Genomic DNA, 16,573 nt, shown 5'->3' with positions numbered 1-16,573 from the left:
AAGCTCTCGGGCGATGTGCGCGCAGCTCAGGCCTTGGTGGCGAAGGACGGCAATTTGGTATCGTTCGTCTTGGGTCAAGTGTGTGTAGTGCATCGTGCTTTTTTAGACTGGCAGGTCGGAGGGCTCGTATCCTATTCGCCCTTGACCCACCTGCTTTTTATCGGTGCACTTTGTTCTTGAATCCGCGGCTTCTAAATGCTTGCCCTCCGCCCCGCACGTCCTGCCCGTCCCGCCACCACCGCCCCCAGCACCATCAGCGCGCTGGTCGCCAAGAACACCGCCCGCATGCCGATGTGCCCACCCACCAGCCCGCCCAGCAGCGGCCCGGCCACCTGTCCGGCGTACTGCGACGAGGTGGCGTAGCCCAGCATGCCGCCCGCTACCGCCGCAGGTACGCTGTGGCGGATCACGCTGGTGATGCTGGGCAGCAGCCCGGCCAGGGCTGCGCCCATCAGCAGCCGCAGCACGATGAGCTGCCACACATCGGTTACAAAGGCCTGCGGCACCAGCAGCACCGCCGCAGCCAGCAGGCAGCCGACGATCACGCGGTGGTAGCCCACGCGGTCGGCCAGCTGGCCCAGGCGCGGGGCGGCCACGATATTGCCCAGCGCGCCCGCCGACATCGCCAGCCCGGCATACCAGGTGACTTGCCCGTCGGGCGACAGCAGCTGCGCAATGTAGACGGTGATGATGGGCTCTACTGACATGTGCGCCAGCGTCATCAGCAGCCCGGTGAGCAGCATCGCCAGCACCGGGCGGCGGTCGGGAATCTGCGCCCACAGGCTGGCGCGCGGGGGCTGGTCGCCAGCGGCGGTGGCCGGGCGTACCTGGCGTATTGGGCGCTGTTCCTTGATCAAAAAACAGGTGGCCAGAAAGGCGATGAAGATCACCCCACCGGCCAGAAAAAAGGTGGCGCGGATGCCGATCAGCGGCGGCAGGCTGCCGCCCACCAGCGGCCCCAGCAGGTTGCCCGCCATGAAGCCGGACGACAGCGTGCCCAGCGCCCAGCCGGTGCGCGCCTTGGGCGTTTGCGTGGCCACCAGCACCATCGACCCCGATGCGTAGCCGCCCACCAGCCCGGCCAGCAGCCGCAGCCCCACCAGTTGCCAGGCGGTGGCCACCACGCCGATCAGCGCCATGGTGATGGCCATGCCCAGGCTGGCCCGAACCAACATCAGCTTGCGTCCATAGCGGTCGGCCATGCGGCCCCACAGCGGAGCGGCCAGCCCGGCGCTGAGAAAGGTGGCGGCAAACGCCGCACCCGACCACTGCGCCAGCGCCGCGTGGCCCTGCACGCCCAGTTGCTCCAGGTACAGCGGCAAAAACGGCAGCAGCAGCGTCATCGCTACCCCGGTGGTGAAGGAGCCGAACAGGCAGACATACAGGTTGCGCTGCCAGTGGGGGAATTCCGCTTCGGCGGGGTCGATGGGCGGAGCCAGGAGGGAAGAGGTGGACATGCCGAAAATTTTAGGGGGCGGCTCCGCTGCCATTGCTGCCGATTGGCGATAGCCGCCACCGTGGTTCGCGTGACCCATTTACAAGCCAAATAGGCCGCTAGCGCAATCAGTACCTGCGCGGGCAGCTATTTATTTTGCAGTAAGCTATTTTTCCGTTGGCGTCCATCCCTGCATTTGGTGTGCAATGCAGCTTATGAAAATCGCCGCCATTTCCGACATCCACGGCAACCTGCCCGCCCTGCAAGCCGTGCTGGCCGACATCGCCCGCGAGGGCGTGGACACCATCTTCAACTGTGGGGACACGCTGGGTGGCCCGCTGGAGTCGGCCCGCACGGCCGACCTGCTCATGCAGCGTGGCATCCCCATGATTGCGGGCAACCACGACCGCCAGCTCATCACCTGGCCCACCGAGCGCCTAATCCCCAGCGACGCCTGCACCGCCCGCGAGATCAACGCCAGCCACCGCGCCTGGCTGGCGACCGCGCCGCCCACGGCCTGGCTTTTGGACGAGGTGTTTGCCTGCCACGGCACACCCCACAACGACCTGGAATATTGGTTGGAAACCGTGACCAGCGACTTTGGGCAACAGGGCTCGTCCGGCGTGCGGGCGGCCAGTTCGGCCGAGGTGCTGCAGCGCCTGGGCGCGGGCGAACACCGCCAGCGCGCCAGCCTGATTCTGTGCGGCCACACCCATGTGCCGCGCGTGGTCACGCTGCAGGCCCCCGCCGATTCGGCCCGTGCGGGCCGGCCCATCGTGGTGGTCAACCCCGGCAGCGTGGGCCTGCAGGCCTATGACGACGTGCACCCGCACCTGCACCACATCGAAACCGGCAGCCCGCACGCGCGCTATGCCTTGGTGTGGGCCGTGGCGGGCGGCTGGCAGGTGGAATTGCGCTGCGTGCCCTACAACGCCGAGCCCATGGCCCGTCTGGCCGAGCAGCGCCAGCGACCCGATTGGGCCATCGCCTTGCGTACCGGGCGCATGGCGGGTTGACCAGGCCGGTTTGTCACCGGACAAGCCCGTAAAATTGACGCTTCAAACTCCCCACAACGCCCAAGGAACCGCAATGTCCCCGCTACCCCCTTCGATGTCAGACCGCGACGGCAAAATCTGGATGGACGGCCAGATGGTCGAGTGGCGCGATGCCAAGATCCACGTGTTGACGCACACCCTGCACTACGGTTGCGGCGCGTTTGAAGGCGTGCGGGCCTACAACACGGTCCACGGCCCGGCCATCTTCCGCCTGCAAGAGCACACCGAACGCCTGTTCAACAGCGCCAAAATCCTGCGCATGCAGATCCCGTTCACCCAGCAAGAGGTGAACGACGCGCAATGCGCCGTGATCCGCGAAAACAAGCTGGAAAGCGGTTACCTGCGCCCCCTGACCTGGGTGGGTGACAAGAAGCTGGGCGTATCGCCCAAGGGCAACACCATCCACCTGATGGTCGCCGCCTGGCCCTGGGGTGCCTACCTGGGCGAAGAAGGCATGCAGCGCGGTATCCGCGTGAAGATCAGTAGCTACACCCGCCACCACGTCAACATCACCATGACCCAGGCCAAGGCGGTGAGCAACTACACCAACTCCATCCTGGCCAACATGGAAGCCACCGACGACGGCTACGACGAAGCCATGCTGCTGGACGCCAACGGCTTTGTCAGCGAAGGCGCGGGCGAAAACCTGTTTGTGGTCAAGGGCGGCGTGGTCTACACCCCGGATCTGTCGGCTGGTGCGTTGAACGGCATCACCCGCAACACCGTGTTCCACATCTGCAAAGACCTGGGCCTGGAAGTGGTGCAAAAGCGCATCACCCGCGACGAGGTCTACATTGCCGACGAAGCCTTCTTCACCGGCACCGCCGCCGAAGTCACGCCCATCCGCGAGCTCGACCGCATCGAACTCGGCCGCGACGACTACATCGGCCGCCGTGGTCCGATCACCGAAAAAATCCAGTCGGCCTTCTTTGATATCGTCAACGGCCGCAACCCTAAATACGCCCACTGGCTAACGAAAGTCTGAACATGTCGATTGAACTCCTAGCCAAAGACCTGAACGCCCAAGGCGGCGTGTTTTGTCCCAGCCAAAAAGCCCACATGGCCCTGTGGAACAGCCACCCCAAGGTCTACCTGGACGTGGCCCACACGGGCGAAGCCAAGTGCCCCTACTGCGGCACGGTCTACGCGCTGAAGGCCGGTGAGCATTTCGGCGGTGGCCACTAGACGTGCCTGTCGGCTCAGGCCAGGCCGCCGCAGGCCGCTTCGGGGGGGAGTCATTAATCATCGCGCCCCAGTGGATCGGCGACGCGGTGATGACCGAGCCGCTGATGCGCCGCCTGCAGGCGCGTGGCGAGCGGCTCACCGTGGGCGCGCTGCCCTGGGTGGCCCCGGTGTACCGCGCCATGCCGCAGGTGGCCGAGGTGATCGACTTCCCCTTCCAGCACGGCGGCCTGCAATGGCAGGCACGCTGGGCCATGGCCGCGCAACTCAAAGGCCGGTTTGACGCGGCCTACGTGCTGCCCAATTCGCTGAAAAGTGCGCTGATTCCGTTTCTGGCGCGCATCCCCCGGCGGGTCGGTTACTTGGGTGAAGCCCGCATCGGCCTGCTGACCCAGCGGCTGAATAACCCGCCGCGCGACAACCGCCCGCCGATGGTGGCGTTTTATTCCGCGCTCAGCGGTGAAACCGGCCTGGACAGCGACCGCCCCCGCTTGCAAATGGACCCGCGCGTCGTCGCGCAGTCCTTGTCCGACTTGGGCCTGCAGCCGGGCGGCTACGCGGTGTTTGCGCCGGGGGCCGAATACGGCCCCGCCAAGCGCTGGCCCGCCGCCCACTTCGCCGCCCTGGCCCAGCAGCTGGACGTGCCGGTGGTGTTGCTAGGCTCCGGCAAAGAGCGGGAACTGTGCGAAGACATCGCCGCGCCGGTCAACGCCGCCCGCCCCGGCTGGGCGCTGAACTTTGCAGGAAAAACGACGCTGGCGCAGGCACTGTCTGCGATAGCAGCTACCAAATTCGTAGTAAGCAACGACTCCGGCCTGATGCACGTGGCCGCCGCCTTCGGCGTACCCCAGGCCGCCGTCTACGGCTCCAGCAGCCCGCTGCACACCCCGCCGTTGAACGACAAAGCGCAAGTGTTATGGCTCAAAACCGATGCCAGCTACCAGCCGCCGCTGGACTGCGCGCCCTGCTACCAGCGCGACTGCCCGCTGGGCCATACCCGTTGTTTGGTGGACGTGACACCGCAACGGGTGCTGGCGGCGCTGGCCTGATGGCGGGTGGCTAGGACATCGCTCGGGGCAGGTTGGCCCCCTGGCGCAATCTTTCTGTTTCGCGTGGAAATGCGGATTTAGAAATGTGGGGACTTGCTATATTTTATATAGCTTCCTCCGCTCGTTAAATAAGCGGCAACGGCCTATTTGATAGGTAATTTTTTGCTAGTAATGCAAGAAACCAGACCTGCCCCCAACGCCCGCGGCATCACGCCCTGCGGGAATGGCTGGCAACGTACTGCTGCAGCACGCCGTCCATCCGTGACTGCCAGCCTTCGCCCGTTGATTTGAAGTACGCGACAACCTCCGGGCTGTAGCGTACAGACACCAACAGCTTTTTCTTTTCTGACTTGGGCCGACCGCGTACCGACTTCAGCGGAACCATGGCCTGCAACTGTCTGGGTGTCAGTGGCAGCGCATCAGGATCGGCCTTGGCTGCAGCCGTGATGGCGCGGTCTTCGTCCACCGTCGGCATGGCGATGGCTACCCGCTTAGAAGTTTTCAACATAGTGCTTTACCTCACGTCGATTGGCCCGGCGCATGCTGATGACCCGGCGGACACCATCACGGTCCGTGAAGGCCACCTAGTGTGGTGTTGCACGCTATCTGGAACATAAAACCGCGTCTTTTCACCCATGCTGTCGTTGCAAATCCGCGCCATAGCGGAGCTATGGCTGTGGTTTGCGCCTAAGCCTGGGCAAAAATCCATCGGTTTTATTGGTTCCATCAAGCATGCAACACCACACTGGTACTAGATCCCCGTAGCCGGTGCAAGCGCGATCATCCGCACTTCGCCATACGCGTATCGACCATCCACCCAGACCAACGCGTCGTCCCAATCCAGTTCAGACGCCATCGCAAGTGACAGCCCTGCTTCTCCAGATTGGATGCGTTTTTGGCCGGGTCGAATTCAATCCGCATACATTATTGTAGCTACTGTAATTAGACGACGCAATCGCTATAGACGGTGCGCCGACTGGTGACGTGGATTGGGAAAAGGAATGAATTGCTATATTTTGAATAGCTGTCTGCACCTGTCAAATAAGCTGCGGCGGCATATTTGACGAATAAATTTTCAACTGTGTAAGTGGGTATTTTTAGCTGGGAGGGCAAAAGTAAGGACTTTCACTCCAGCGCCGCTAGTCATTCGCGCGCTACAGAACGGTAATGGTTCTTGCGTTTTGGTCGATGTTGCATCGTGTGCCACAGTCGATGCTTACCAGCAGATTTCCGGCGAAGTGCTGAGTGACTGTGCCCTTAGACCATTTGAGGGTGGTTTTTATCGCATGGGTGCCGACGCTAGAAGCTACTCTCTCCGTGCTGAGAACGAGTTCCTCGGGAATGAGCACGCGGTACTCGTCGATCGGATAGGGTAACCGCGAGTTTCTGACAGCCCCAGCCTCGTTTACCTCGTAGTAAGCAATGGCCCCATCTTCAAGTTGCTGTTCGATGTGAAGCCAACCGTCGCGCATCATGTATTTGAACTTCGTTTTCGGGCCGGTCCGGGTTTCGTAGAAGCGCCCGACATCGGGGCTCCAAGCATCTTGAAGTTCAGGGCCGATGAGTGAATATGTGCCACCTGAAGGAGCTTGAGTCTCCGGCGCCAGAATCTTTCGAATTGCTGCCTGCTCGGCGAGTACCTCTTCGATTCGAGTCAATAGCAAAGCGGAGTTAAATACAACTTCTGGAAGTGCTTCGTGGGCTTGCTTCATTTCGCGAAGTCGCGCCACCGAGTAGGAAACCTCATCATCGGTTTCCTTGTGATGCTGGTGGCATAGAAACAAGAGATTCGCTGGCGCGCGGCGTTCCTCGTCTGACTGCGCCGGATTGAAGCGCTGGCCACCGGGTTCCGCTGCTTCTATGTGGCACAGCTCTGCGATGTAGACCCCACTCAGATTAAGAATTGGTTGGTCGCAACCAGGGAACGCACACTTATTTTTAGACCTGATCGCAAGGTCTCGAAGCGCTTCTTTTCGGATGGGGAGTCGGGCCATAGCTATTCGAATGCCTAACGCAATATAGACCGCAAACCCCGGTCTATACATCCGGAGCTTGACGAGACATTTTTTTTATAAAAACTCTGTGAGCCTCTTGTAGACTGGCTTCTTGGCATGATTGCTGTATGAAAAATTAGGTATAAATTTTCCATGAAAGCCGGTGCCCGTCCTTTGGTGTCCGCTCGCTGTCCGCAAGGGTACGCGAACGGGTTGGTTGGATGCACTATATAGCTTGAAGTGCAGGTGGTTTGCGGCTTCAAGATGTCAAAAAGCCTGCAACGGAGCGTGTGATTTAACCCCAAAAAAAACGCCATCCGCATAGCCAAAAATGCTATCAGCGCAGTTAGGAATTGCGTTAACTGCTGCGTTATTGATAGTGCTTGTAGTGTGATCGCGCTGGGCCCGTCCCCTGGTTCCCTCACCCCCGCACCCCCGCGCTAAATCTAGGTTACAACCCCCACCATGCCTACCTTCCATTTCGACAACACCTATGCCCGCGAACTCCCCGACTTCTACGCCCCCTGGCAGCCGGCGCAGGTGCCGCAACCGGCCCTGGTCCAGCTCAACCACGCGCTGGCGACCGAGCTGGGGCTGGATGCCACCGCGCTGGATTCGCCCGAGGGCGCGGCCATCTTTGCGGGGAATACTGTGCCCGACGGCGCAGAGCCGCTGGCCCAGGTCTATGCGGGCCACCAGTTTGGCGGCTATTCGCCGCAGTTGGGCGATGGCCGGGCACTGCTGCTGGGCGAGGTGATCGACGTGCATGGCCAACGGCGCGATATTGCCCTCAAAGGCTCGGGGCGCACGCCGTTTTCGCGCGGGGGTGACGGCAAGGCGGCGCTGGGGCCGGTGCTGCGCGAATACCTGATGGGCGAGGCCATGCACGCCCTGGGCGTGCCCACCACCCGCGCGCTGGCGGCGGTGATCACGGGCGAACGGGTCCGCCGCGACGGTGCGCCGCCTGGCGCGGTGCTGGCCCGCGTGGCCGCCAGCCACATCCGCGTGGGTACTTTCCAGTTTTTTGCCGCGCAGGGCGACACGGCCAAGGTGCAGCAACTGCTGGATTACGTGATCGCCCGGCACTATCCCGAGGCCAAAGACGCGGCTAACCCCACCCTGGCGCTGTTCCAGGCGGTGTGCGAGCGGCAGGCCGCGCTGGTGGCGCGCTGGATGTGCGTGGGCTTTATCCATGGGGTGATGAATACCGACAACATGACCCTGTCGGGCGAGACCATCGACTACGGCCCCTGCGCCTTCATGGATGCGTACGACCCGGCCACCGTGTTCAGCTCCATCGACACCCAGGGCCGCTACGCCTACGCCAAGCAGCCCGGCATCGCCCAGTGGAACCTGGCTCGGCTGGCCGAAACCCTGCTGCCGCTGGTGGATGCCGACAGCGACCGCGCCGTGGCCCTGGTGACCGAGGTGTTGGAAGCCTTTCCCGCCCGCTACCAGCAGCACTGGCTGGACGGCATGCGCCGCAAGCTGGGTTTGACCACCGCGCAGGACGGTGATCTGGCGCTGGTCAACGATTTCCTGGCCCTGCTGCAGGCACAGGCGGTGGACTTCACCTTGGCTTTTCGCGGCTTGGCCGATGGCAGCAGCCGCGATCTGTTCGCCAATCGGGCCGATTTCGACACCTGGGCCGTGCGCTGGCAGGCCCGCCAGCCCGTCGTGTCAAACCAAGCCAACCCGGTCTACATCCCGCGCAACCACCAGGTCGAAGCCGCGCTGGAAGCGGCTGTGCGCCGCGCCGACTACGCGCCGTTCCAGCGGCTGCTGGCGCTGTTGCAGCATCCGTTCGATGCGCAGCCCGACGCGGCGGCTTACGCGCTGCCCGCCACACCGGAGGCGGCGGCGGGCTACCAGACGTTTTGCGGCACCTGAAGCGGCTGTTTGGGCTAAACCCAGCCGTCCGTCTCTACGGCCAGTCGTTGCTGCGCATGGCTGAAGACCAGACGCTGGGCGCTGATTTTGATAACCCAGGTTTCCTGGGCGTGCGGTTCCACCATGGTCAGGGCTTGCGGGTCGAACACGGCGGCGCAATACGCGCCTGGGCTGCGCGCCGAGGGGTAGCGTATCCATTGCGTCGGCGTGGCCGGGGCCAGCGCCAGGTCGGCCAGCGCCTGGCAGGTGCCGATGTCGCTGGGGTGGCTCCACTGCGCGGCCAGGTCGCTCCAGGGCGGGTTCTCCAGGTTCAGGCAGTGGCCCGCTACCACAGCGTGGAACAGGGCGTAAGTGCCCACTAACGCGCACTGCTGCAGGCCTTCGCTGTCCATCAGGAAGCGCCAACGCCAGTAGCCGACTTCGGCGCAGGCCGCCTCGGGGGAGTCGGCCCCGTACCAGATCCCCGGTGACTGCGCGGGCCGAAAGCGCGACGGGTAGGGCGCGGTGAAGCGAAACGGCGTGCTCAGCAAAGGGTGCAGATTTGTGGTGTCGGGCGGCAAGGGGGGCAGGCTGTCGGCCAGAATTTGTTCCAGCAGCAGCAGCTCGTCCAGCGTGTCCACCAGCCGCAGCGTGGCGACGGCATCCAGGCTGTCCACCGCGCGCCAGACATCGCTTTCCAAACCATGCTCGTGCTCCGCCAGCGACTGGGTGATCCAGTCGGGGTCGATATGCACCGGGCCTATATCCGCCGTGTCGATCTCCGCCAGGCTCATATTTTGGTCCGCATGCTGTCCAGATACGCGGTCACCTGGACCAGGCCTTGCACGCTTTGCAGCAGCTCTTTGGGGGTGCCGTTCAAGGCCTTGTTGTGGCTGGTCAGCCAGGCGAGGCGGCGCTGCGGGTCGTTGCCGACCATCGCGTCCAACGCGCTAAAGCTACGCACCAGCAGCGCGGCCAATTCGCCTTCTTTGCTGTGCGGATGCAGAGGCCGCCCGCCCATGCCGATGCGCGAGATGGAGGCCTCGCTCAGGCCCAGCACCTTGCCCAGCACCGTGCCCGTCAAGCCCAGCAGGGTGGCGGCTTTCAGCGTGGCTTTGGCCAGCACAATGCCAGGGTCAGGCGGGTTGGTCGGGGCAGGCGCAGGGACAGACATCGCAGTTCCAAGAGTTTCTCCTGAAAGAATATCAATAAATTATGCAATTTGCAAGCTTTGCTTTGGCCACGCCGCCTGGCGCACGCTTGCTGCATATTTAGTAGCTACCAGCGCAGGTGCAATCTGCGCCAGGGGCCTATTTTCCTTAAATTTCCGCGCGTACTCAGGCCAGCTGCTGGTCGGTCGAAGGCCGCTTCCACAGGTTGATGCCGCCGTCCACCGCGTGCTGGTCGATGGCGGTCAGTTCCTCTGCCGTGAAGTCGAGTTTTTGCAGCGCACCCACCAGTTCCACGATTTGCTCGGGGCGGCTGGCACCGATCAGGGCGCTGGTCATGCGCGGGTCGCGCAGCACCCAGGCGATGGCCATCTGCGCCAGGCTTTGGCCGCGGGCCAGGGCCATCTCGTTCAGCGCGCCGACGTGGGCCAGGTTCTTCGGGCTCAGGTGCTCGGTCTTGAACGAGCCGCCACCGGGCTGGTTGATGCGGGCGTTGGCGGGAATGCCGTTCAGGTACTTGTTGGTCAGCAGGCCCTGGGCCAGCGCGCTGAAGGCGATGCAGCCCATGCCGTTTTCTTCCAGCGCGTTGAGCAGGTCTTCTTCGATCCAGCGGTTCATCAGGCTGTAGGACGGCTGGTGGATCAGGCAGGGCACGCCCATTTGCTTGAGCAGTGCGGCGGCTTCGCGGGTCTTGCCGGCCGAGTAGCTGGATACGCCCACATACAGCGCCTTGCCCTGTTGCACGGCGGTGGCCAGTGCGCCCATGGTTTCTTCCAGTGGGGTGTCGGGGTCAAAGCGGTGCGAGTAGAAAATGTCGACGTAGTCCAGGTCCATGCGCTTGAGGCTCTGGTCCAGGCTGGACAGCACGTATTTGCGCCCGCCGCCACCCTGGCCATACGGGCCGGGCCACATGTCGTAACCGGCCTTGCTGGAGATCACCAGCTCGTCGCGGTAGGGGCGGAAGTCGCGGCGCATGTGCTCGCCAAAGTTGCTTTCTGCGCTGCCGTAGGGCGGGCCGTAGTTGTTGGCCAGATCGAAGTGGGTAATGCCCAGGTCAAAGGCGGTGGTCAGCATGGCGCGCTGGGTGGCCATGGGCGTGGTGTCGCCAAAGTTGTGCCATAGGCCCAGGGTGATGGCGGGCAGCTTCAGGCCGCTGCGCCCGGTGCGGCGGTACTGCATTTTGTCGGCGTAGCGGTCGGCTGCGGCATGGAAAGGCATGGGGTTTGTCTCCGGCGTGTTGTAGGTGGAGAAGGCATTCTAGGGAAGAACGCCACCATTCGTACGTTGCCCGCACTATCCCCTACGCAGGATCAACAAGGCAGTTCGATCACGAAACAGGCGCCGCCACCGTCACGCCCCTCGCAGCGCACCGTGCCGCCGTGGCGCTCGGCAATCGACTTGACCAGGGCCAGGCCCAGGCCGACACCGCCGTTGGTTTCGCTGGCACCGGGCAGGCGGTAAAACGGCTCGAAGATGCGTTCGCGCAGTGCGGCGGGCACGCCGGGGCCGCGGTCGAATACGCGCAGCACGGCGTGTTGACCCTGCTGTTGCAGGCTGACGCTGATGGCACCGGTGCCGTAGCGGCGGGCGTTTTCCAGCAGGTTGCGGATGGCGCGGCGCAGCAGTTTGACCACGCCCTGTACGGCAAAGGTCTGGTCTTCGGCACCCTCTTCGCCCACTTCAAACGTGGCATCCATGCGGGCGCATTCTTCGGCCACCAGACCGATCAGATCGACCTCTTCGATGGTGCCCATGTCGGCCTCTTTGGCATCCAGGCGGCTGGCCAACAGGATTTCTTCGACCAGTTGGTCGAGTTCGGTGATGTTGCGGTTGATTTCGTTCTTAAACGTGGGCGAGGGCTTGGAGCCCATCAGCTCGATACCCATGCGGATGCGGGTGAGCGGGCTGCGCAGCTCGTGTGAGGCATTTGCCAGCAGCGACTTTTGCGACTGCAGTAGGGTTTTGTGCGAGGCCACCAGGGTCTCAATGCGCTCGGCGGCGGTGTTGAAGCGCTGCGCCAGAAGACCGGCTTCGTCCTGCCCGTGGATGGGCACGCGCACCGACAAATCGCCCGCACCCCATTGCTCCACGCTGCGCTGCAGCGATTCGAGCCGCCGGGTCAGGCGGCGGATGATGGGGTACATGGCCAGCGCCATCGCCAGGCCCACCAGGCCCAAGGTCCAGAAAAAGCCAAACGGGGGGCGCAGCCACCAGTTGCGTGCGGGCCGCGGCAAATGCACCAGCAGCCGCTGGCCGTCCTGCATACGGACGATGAATTCGGGGCCGTGCACGATGGGGGCATCGGCATCGCCTGTCATGGGCGGCAGTACCGCCAGGTCATCGGCTTCCGGCTCGGAGGAGCCGCCGGCGGACGGCGTGATCTGCAAGCCATCGGGGGTGATGCGCAGCTGGCGCGAGGTACCTTTGCCGATGATTTGACCGGCTTTGTTACGGATCACCACGTCATGCAGCGGTGGATCGGACGCCATGCGCCAGGCCCAGCCCACCAGCAGCGTCAGCACCGCCACGGCCAGCAGCACGGCCAGCCAGATGCGGACGTACAGCCGCTGCAGCATATTTGGGAGGGTAGGTTGCATGGAAGAATGCTAAAGGATCAGCGCAGAACCCCTTGGCCCCAGGGCAGGCGCAGCGCTGCAGCCTGGGGGTGTTCCAAAGGCCTAGTCTTGTTGTTTGGCGAAGACGTAGCCTGCGCCGCGCACCGTGACGATACGGCGGGGGTTCTTCGGGTCGGCTTCGATGGCGGCGCGGATGCGGCCCATGTGCACGTCGATGCTGCGGTCAAAGGCTTCCAGCTCGCGGCCGCGCACGGCTTCCATGATCTGGTCGCGGGTCAGCACCCGGCCAGCGCGTTCGGCCAGTGTGACCAGCAGGTCAAACTGGTAGGCGGTCAGGTCGCAGGCCTGGCCGCTGACGGACACCGAGCGCGCGTCGCGGTCGATCTCCAGCGAGCCAAAGCGCAGCACCTTGTGCGGCGTGGCCGTGCCGTCGATGCGGCGGCGCAGGATGGCGCGGATGCGGGCCAGCAGCTCGCGCGGCTCGAAGGGTTTGGGCAGGTAGTCGTCGGCACCCAGCTCCAGGCCGATGATGCGGTCCAGCGGGTCGCCCTTTGCGGTGAGCATCAAAATCGGAATCTGCGACACATCGCCCGAGGTGGTGCGGATGCGGCGGCAGACTTCCAGGCCGTCCATGTCGGGCAGCATCAGGTCAAGGATCACCAGCTCGGGCCGGGCCGTGGTGGACGGGCCGTTCAGCATGCCCAGGCCGCCATTGGCGGTGGGTGAATGCGCCACCGTGAAGCCCGACTGGCCCAGGTACTCGCCCACCATACCGGCTAGGCGGGTGTCGTCTTCAATCATTAGCAGGTGTGCGCTCATGGTGTCAATCTCGAATCGTGGAATGGGGTTGCAGGAGGTAAATCGCTTTGTAAAGACAATGGTGCGCCTTTGGAAGCAAGCCTGGTTAAAGCCACTGTAAAGTTGCGTAAAAACTTTACAATCGATTTGCTCCTGAAATGAGAGCTGTTAGCGCTTATTCCGCCTGCGCTGGCCGCGTTTTTATCCTTGATGCCAGCGCCACCAGCAGCAACACCGGCACCCCCAGCAGGGCCGTCGTGGTGAAGAACTGGCTGTAGCCGTAGGCATCTACAAACCGCCCCGAGAACCCCGCCAACCACTTCGGTGCCAGCAGCATCATCGAGCTGAACAGCGCGTACTGCGTGGCCGAATACTGCACATTGGTCAGGCTGCTCAGGTAGGCGATGAAGGCCGCCGAGGCAATGCCCCCGGCCAGGTTGTCGGCCGACACCACCCAGATGAGGGCCTGCAGGTTGTGCCCCTGGCCGCCCAGCCAGGCAAACAGCAAATTGGTGGCCGAGCTCAGCACGGCACCCAGCATCAGCACCCGCATCACACCCAGGCGCATCGACAGCACGCCGCCAATGAAGGCCCCCACCAGCGTCATGATGACCCCGAAGATCTTGGTTACCGCGGCCACTTCGTCCTTGGTGTAGCCCATGTCCACGTAAAACGGATTCGCCATGATGCCCATCACCACGTCGCTGATGCGGTACAGGGCAATCAGCGCCAGGATCAGCGCGGCCTGGCCTTTGTAGCGGCGCAGAAAGTCGGCAAACGGTTCGATCAACACGCTGCGCAGCCACTCGGCGGCGTTGCGGGTGGCGGGCATGGCGATGCGCGCCGGTTCTTTGGACACCAGCACGGTGACCACGCCGACCAGCATGCTGGCGGCCATCACCAGGTAGGCGGTTTGCCAGGCACTCGGCTGGTAGGCGGTGACACCGGCCACCTCGGCCCGCGCGGCAATCCACAGCACCCCGGCCCCGGCCCAGATCATCGCCAACCGGTAGCCGGTCTGGTAGGCCGCCGCCAGCGCCGCTTGGCGGTCGGTGTTGGCCGATTCGATGCGGAAGGCATCCAGCGCAATGTCCTGCGTGGCCGAGCCAAAGGCCACCGCCAGCGCGCACCAGACCACGCGGTTCAAGGCCAGCTGCGGGTCGGTGCTGGCCATGCCCACCAGGCCCAGCATGATGGCCGCCTGCGCCAGCAGCAACCAGCTGCGGCGTCGCCCCAGTAGGCGGGTCACCACGGGAATCGGCAGACGGTCCACCAGCGGAGCCCAGACCCATTTGAAGCCGTAGGCCAGGCCGACCCAACTCAGGTAGCCAATGGTGGTGCGGTCAATGCCCGCCTCGCGCAGCCAAAAGCCCAGCGTGCCCAGCACCAGCAGCAGCGGCAAGCCCGCCGAAAAGCCCAGCGACAGCATGCGCAGCGTGGCCGGTTCCTTGTAGACCTTGAGGGTGTCGATCCAGCGGGTGGGCGGGGCTTGTTCTGGCAGTGCGGGGGGGATTGCGGAGCTCGCGGAGCGGTTTTGCGTCATCCGGGAATAATACGTGCTGACTTAAAGAGGACCGGGAATGGGCGCAAGCGTGACGTGGAGGGGCTGGCTGTTGGGCGCTACCTTGTTGGCGGCCCCGCTGGCGTGGGCGCGTGAAGGCGTCGAGGTGAGTGGCAATTCGGCTTTTTCCAAGCTGGTGTCGGCCGAGTCGGTTGAGCAAACCGCCCGCACGCAGTACCAGCAAACCTTGCAGCAAGCCCAGCAGCAGCAGGCGCTGGCCCCGGCCAACCACCCGCAGCTGCTGCGCCTGCGCCGGATTGCCGCCCGCATCATTCCGTTTGCCGCCGACTGGAACCCGCGCGCCAAAGACTGGCAGTGGCAGGTCAACCTGGTCGGCAGCAACCAGATCAACGCCTGGTGCATGCCCGGCGGCAAGATCGCTTTCTACACCGGCATTCTGGACACGCTCAAGCTCACGGACGACGAGGTAGCGGCGGTAATGGGCCACGAAATCGCCCACGCGCTGCGCGAACATGCCCGCGAACGCATGGGCAAGTCCATGGCTACCAACGTGGGGGCCAACCTGCTCAGCCAGTTGCTGGGGGCCGGGGACCTGGGCAACACGGTGATCGGCGGCGGCGCGCAGTTGCTAAGCCTGCAGTTCAGCCGGTCTGACGAAACCGAGGCCGATCTGGTCGGCCTGGAGCTGGCCGCCCGCGCCGGTTTCGACCCGCGCGCCGGCATCACCCTATGGCAAAAAATGGCGGCCCAGAACAAAGGCGCGCCACCCCAGTGGCTCAGCACCCACCCGGCGGGCAGCAACCGCATCGCCGAGATGCAGAAAAACCTGCCCCGGGTGCTGCCGCTGTACGAGCGGGCTAAAAAGAGCTGAACGGCCCCCCTGACCTATTCACGGATGACACCATGGTGACCTGCTATTTGCGTTATGTGATCGACCCCTACAAGCTGGCCGAGTTTGAGCTCTACGGCAAGCTGTGGATTCCGCTGGTCGAACAGTTTGGTGGCCAGCACCACGGCTACTTTTTGCCGTCGGAGGGCGCGAACAATATTGCGCTGGCCTTGTTTACCTTCCCGTCGCTGGCGGCCTACGAGGTCTACCGCGCCGAGTCCCTGCAAGACCCGGCCTGCCAGGCCGCGTTTCGCTATGCCGAGGAAACCCGCTGCATCCTGAGCTATGAACGCAGCTTTTTCCGGCCGGTGTTGGCCTGAAGCCGGCGGGGCCGGGCTCAGGTCACCGGCGCCGGGTTGAACAGCACCAAAGCGTTGTGCAGCTTCCAGTGCTCGGCCCAGGTCTTTTTGCGGCCGCTGGCCACTTCCAGCATCAGCTTGAACAGCTCCCAGCCCACGTCTTCGATGGTGGCGTCGCCGTCGGCAATGGTGCCGGCGTTCACGTCCATCAGGTCGTGCCAGCGGCGGGCCAGGTCGCTGCGCGTGGCAACCTTGATGACCGGCACCTGGGCCAGGCCGTAGGGCGTGCCGCGGCCGGTGGTGAAGACATGCAGGTTCATGCCGGCGGCGAGCTGCAGCGTGCCGCAGATGAAGTCGCTGGCCGGGGTGGCCGCGTAGGTCAGGCCTTTTTGCTTGAGCTTTTCGCCGGGTGACAACACGCCGGTGATGGCCACGGAGCCGGATTTGACGATGGAGCCCATGGCTTTTTCGACGATATTGGACAGGCCGCCCTTTTTGTTGCCAGGCGTGGTGTTGGCGCTGCGGTCGACCTTGCCGCGCTGCAGGTACGCGTCGTACCAGGCCATTTCGCGGACCATCGCCTCGGCTACTTCGGGCGTGCTGGCGCGGGAGGTGAGCTGGTCGATGCCGTCGCGCACCTCGGTGGTTTCCGAAAACATCACGCTGGCCCCGGCGCGCACCAGCAGGTCGGTGCAGTAGCCGACGGCGGGGTTGGCGGTTACGCCCGAGAACGCGT

17 protein-coding genes and 1 pseudogene are annotated in these 16,573 nt (G+C 63.9%); 7 read left to right on the top strand and 11 right to left on the bottom strand.

Annotation, left to right across the window (positions count from 1 at the left end; genetic code table 11):
* Together ABI213_RS15555 and ABI213_RS15550 are read right to left on the bottom strand one after the other, a co-directional pair.
* Positions 1–93, bottom strand: a 93-nt coding sequence (locus tag ABI213_RS15555; protein ID WP_348005567.1) for a helix-turn-helix domain-containing protein, incomplete at its 3' end; no start/stop codon positions are given.
* Between the two features lie 98 nt (positions 94–191).
* On the bottom strand, positions 192–1,457 hold the full coding sequence (locus ABI213_RS15550) for an MFS transporter (RefSeq protein WP_348005566.1): 1,266 nt from the start codon (positions 1,455–1,457) through the stop codon (positions 192–194).
* 193 nt (positions 1,458–1,650) lie between these two features.
* Between ABI213_RS15550 and ABI213_RS15545 the strand changes: the two genes are divergently transcribed.
* The 4 genes from ABI213_RS15545 (at position 1,651) to waaF (ending at position 4,721) form a co-directional block, all read left to right on the top strand.
* Positions 1,651–2,451 (top strand): metallophosphoesterase family protein, encoded by an 801-nt coding sequence (locus ABI213_RS15545; RefSeq protein WP_348005565.1) that lies wholly within the window; start codon positions 1,651–1,653, stop codon positions 2,449–2,451.
* 73 nt (positions 2,452–2,524) lie between these two features.
* Entirely contained in the window at positions 2,525–3,475 is a 951-nt protein-coding gene (locus ABI213_RS15540) for a branched-chain amino acid transaminase (protein WP_348027740.1), read from the top strand.
* A 2-nt stretch (positions 3,476–3,477) separates the two neighbouring features.
* Positions 3,478–3,675, top strand: a complete 198-nt coding sequence (locus ABI213_RS15535) for a zinc-finger domain-containing protein (RefSeq protein ID WP_295952761.1) — start codon at positions 3,478–3,480, stop codon at positions 3,673–3,675.
* A gap of 2 nt (positions 3,676–3,677) precedes the next feature.
* Positions 3,678–4,721 carry a lipopolysaccharide heptosyltransferase II gene (gene waaF / locus ABI213_RS15530; RefSeq protein WP_348007930.1) on the top strand — a complete coding sequence of 348 codons (1,044 nt, stop codon included), beginning with the start codon at positions 3,678–3,680 and terminating at the stop codon, positions 4,719–4,721.
* Positions 4,722–4,929: 208 nt separating this feature from the next.
* Here waaF and ABI213_RS15525 read toward each other — a convergent pair whose 3' ends face one another.
* Entirely contained in the window at positions 4,930–5,229 is a 300-nt protein-coding gene (locus ABI213_RS15525) for a BrnA antitoxin family protein (protein WP_348007931.1), read from the bottom strand.
* Between the two features lie 646 nt (positions 5,230–5,875).
* Complete coding sequence (locus ABI213_RS15520) at positions 5,876–6,715, bottom strand: hypothetical protein (RefSeq protein WP_348007932.1); 840 nt, start codon at positions 6,713–6,715, stop codon at positions 5,876–5,878.
* A 465-nt stretch (positions 6,716–7,180) separates the two neighbouring features.
* On the opposite strand from ABI213_RS15520, the gene ABI213_RS15515 reads away from it, so the two are divergent.
* A complete protein-coding gene (locus ABI213_RS15515; protein ID WP_348007933.1) occupies positions 7,181–8,605 on the top strand; it encodes a protein adenylyltransferase SelO in 1,425 nt (474 codons plus the stop codon).
* 14 nt (positions 8,606–8,619) lie between these two features.
* On the opposite strand, the gene ABI213_RS15510 is transcribed toward ABI213_RS15515, so the two are convergent.
* The 6 genes from ABI213_RS15510 to ABI213_RS15485 all read right to left on the bottom strand — a co-directional run bounded on the left by ABI213_RS15510 (position 8,620) and on the right by ABI213_RS15485 (position 14,670).
* On the bottom strand, positions 8,620–9,378 hold the full coding sequence (locus tag ABI213_RS15510) for an RES family NAD+ phosphorylase (RefSeq protein ID WP_348007934.1): 759 nt from the start codon (positions 9,376–9,378) through the stop codon (positions 8,620–8,622).
* Positions 9,375–9,758, bottom strand: coding sequence for an antitoxin Xre/MbcA/ParS toxin-binding domain-containing protein (locus ABI213_RS15505; protein WP_348007935.1), 384 nt, complete (start codon positions 9,756–9,758; stop codon positions 9,375–9,377). The genes ABI213_RS15510 and ABI213_RS15505 overlap by 4 nt, the downstream gene beginning before the upstream one ends.
* Before the next feature lie 163 nt (positions 9,759–9,921).
* Positions 9,922–10,971: an L-glyceraldehyde 3-phosphate reductase gene (gene mgrA, locus ABI213_RS15500; protein WP_348007936.1), complete on the bottom strand. Its 1,050-nt coding sequence runs from the start codon at positions 10,969–10,971 to the stop codon at positions 9,922–9,924.
* Between the two features lie 92 nt (positions 10,972–11,063).
* Complete coding sequence (locus ABI213_RS15495; protein ID WP_348007937.1) at positions 11,064–12,350, bottom strand: HAMP domain-containing sensor histidine kinase; 1,287 nt, start codon at positions 12,348–12,350, stop codon at positions 11,064–11,066.
* 81 nt (positions 12,351–12,431) lie between these two features.
* The gene (locus tag ABI213_RS15490) at positions 12,432–13,148 is read right to left on the bottom strand and encodes a response regulator transcription factor (RefSeq protein WP_348007938.1); all 717 of its coding nucleotides are present in this window, start codon (positions 13,146–13,148) and stop codon (positions 12,432–12,434) included.
* 154 nt (positions 13,149–13,302) lie between these two features.
* Positions 13,303–14,670 carry an AmpG family muropeptide MFS transporter gene (locus ABI213_RS15485; RefSeq protein WP_348007939.1) on the bottom strand — a complete coding sequence of 456 codons (1,368 nt, stop codon included), beginning with the start codon at positions 14,668–14,670 and terminating at the stop codon, positions 13,303–13,305.
* Positions 14,671–14,707: 37 nt separating this feature from the next.
* On the opposite strand from ABI213_RS15485, the gene ABI213_RS15480 reads away from it, so the two are divergent.
* Together ABI213_RS15480 and ABI213_RS15475 are read left to right on the top strand one after the other, a co-directional pair.
* A complete protein-coding gene (locus ABI213_RS15480; RefSeq protein ID WP_348007940.1) occupies positions 14,708–15,520 on the top strand; it encodes a M48 family metallopeptidase in 813 nt (270 codons plus the stop codon).
* A gap of 32 nt (positions 15,521–15,552) precedes the next feature.
* The gene (locus ABI213_RS15475; protein WP_348007941.1) at positions 15,553–15,858 is read left to right on the top strand and encodes an NIPSNAP family protein; all 306 of its coding nucleotides are present in this window, start codon (positions 15,553–15,555) and stop codon (positions 15,856–15,858) included.
* Between the two features lie 17 nt (positions 15,859–15,875).
* Here the strand turns inward: ABI213_RS15475 and garD are convergent.
* Positions 15,876–16,573, bottom strand: a pseudogene (garD, locus tag ABI213_RS15470) (galactarate dehydratase); the annotation flags it as partial.

The organism is Rhodoferax sp. (assembly GCF_039922535.1).
Classification (GTDB): domain Bacteria; phylum Pseudomonadota; class Gammaproteobacteria; order Burkholderiales; family Burkholderiaceae_C; genus Rhodoferax_B.
The sequence above is the reverse complement of the archived record's forward strand: the minus strand, read 5'-3'. Positions and strand labels throughout refer to the sequence as shown.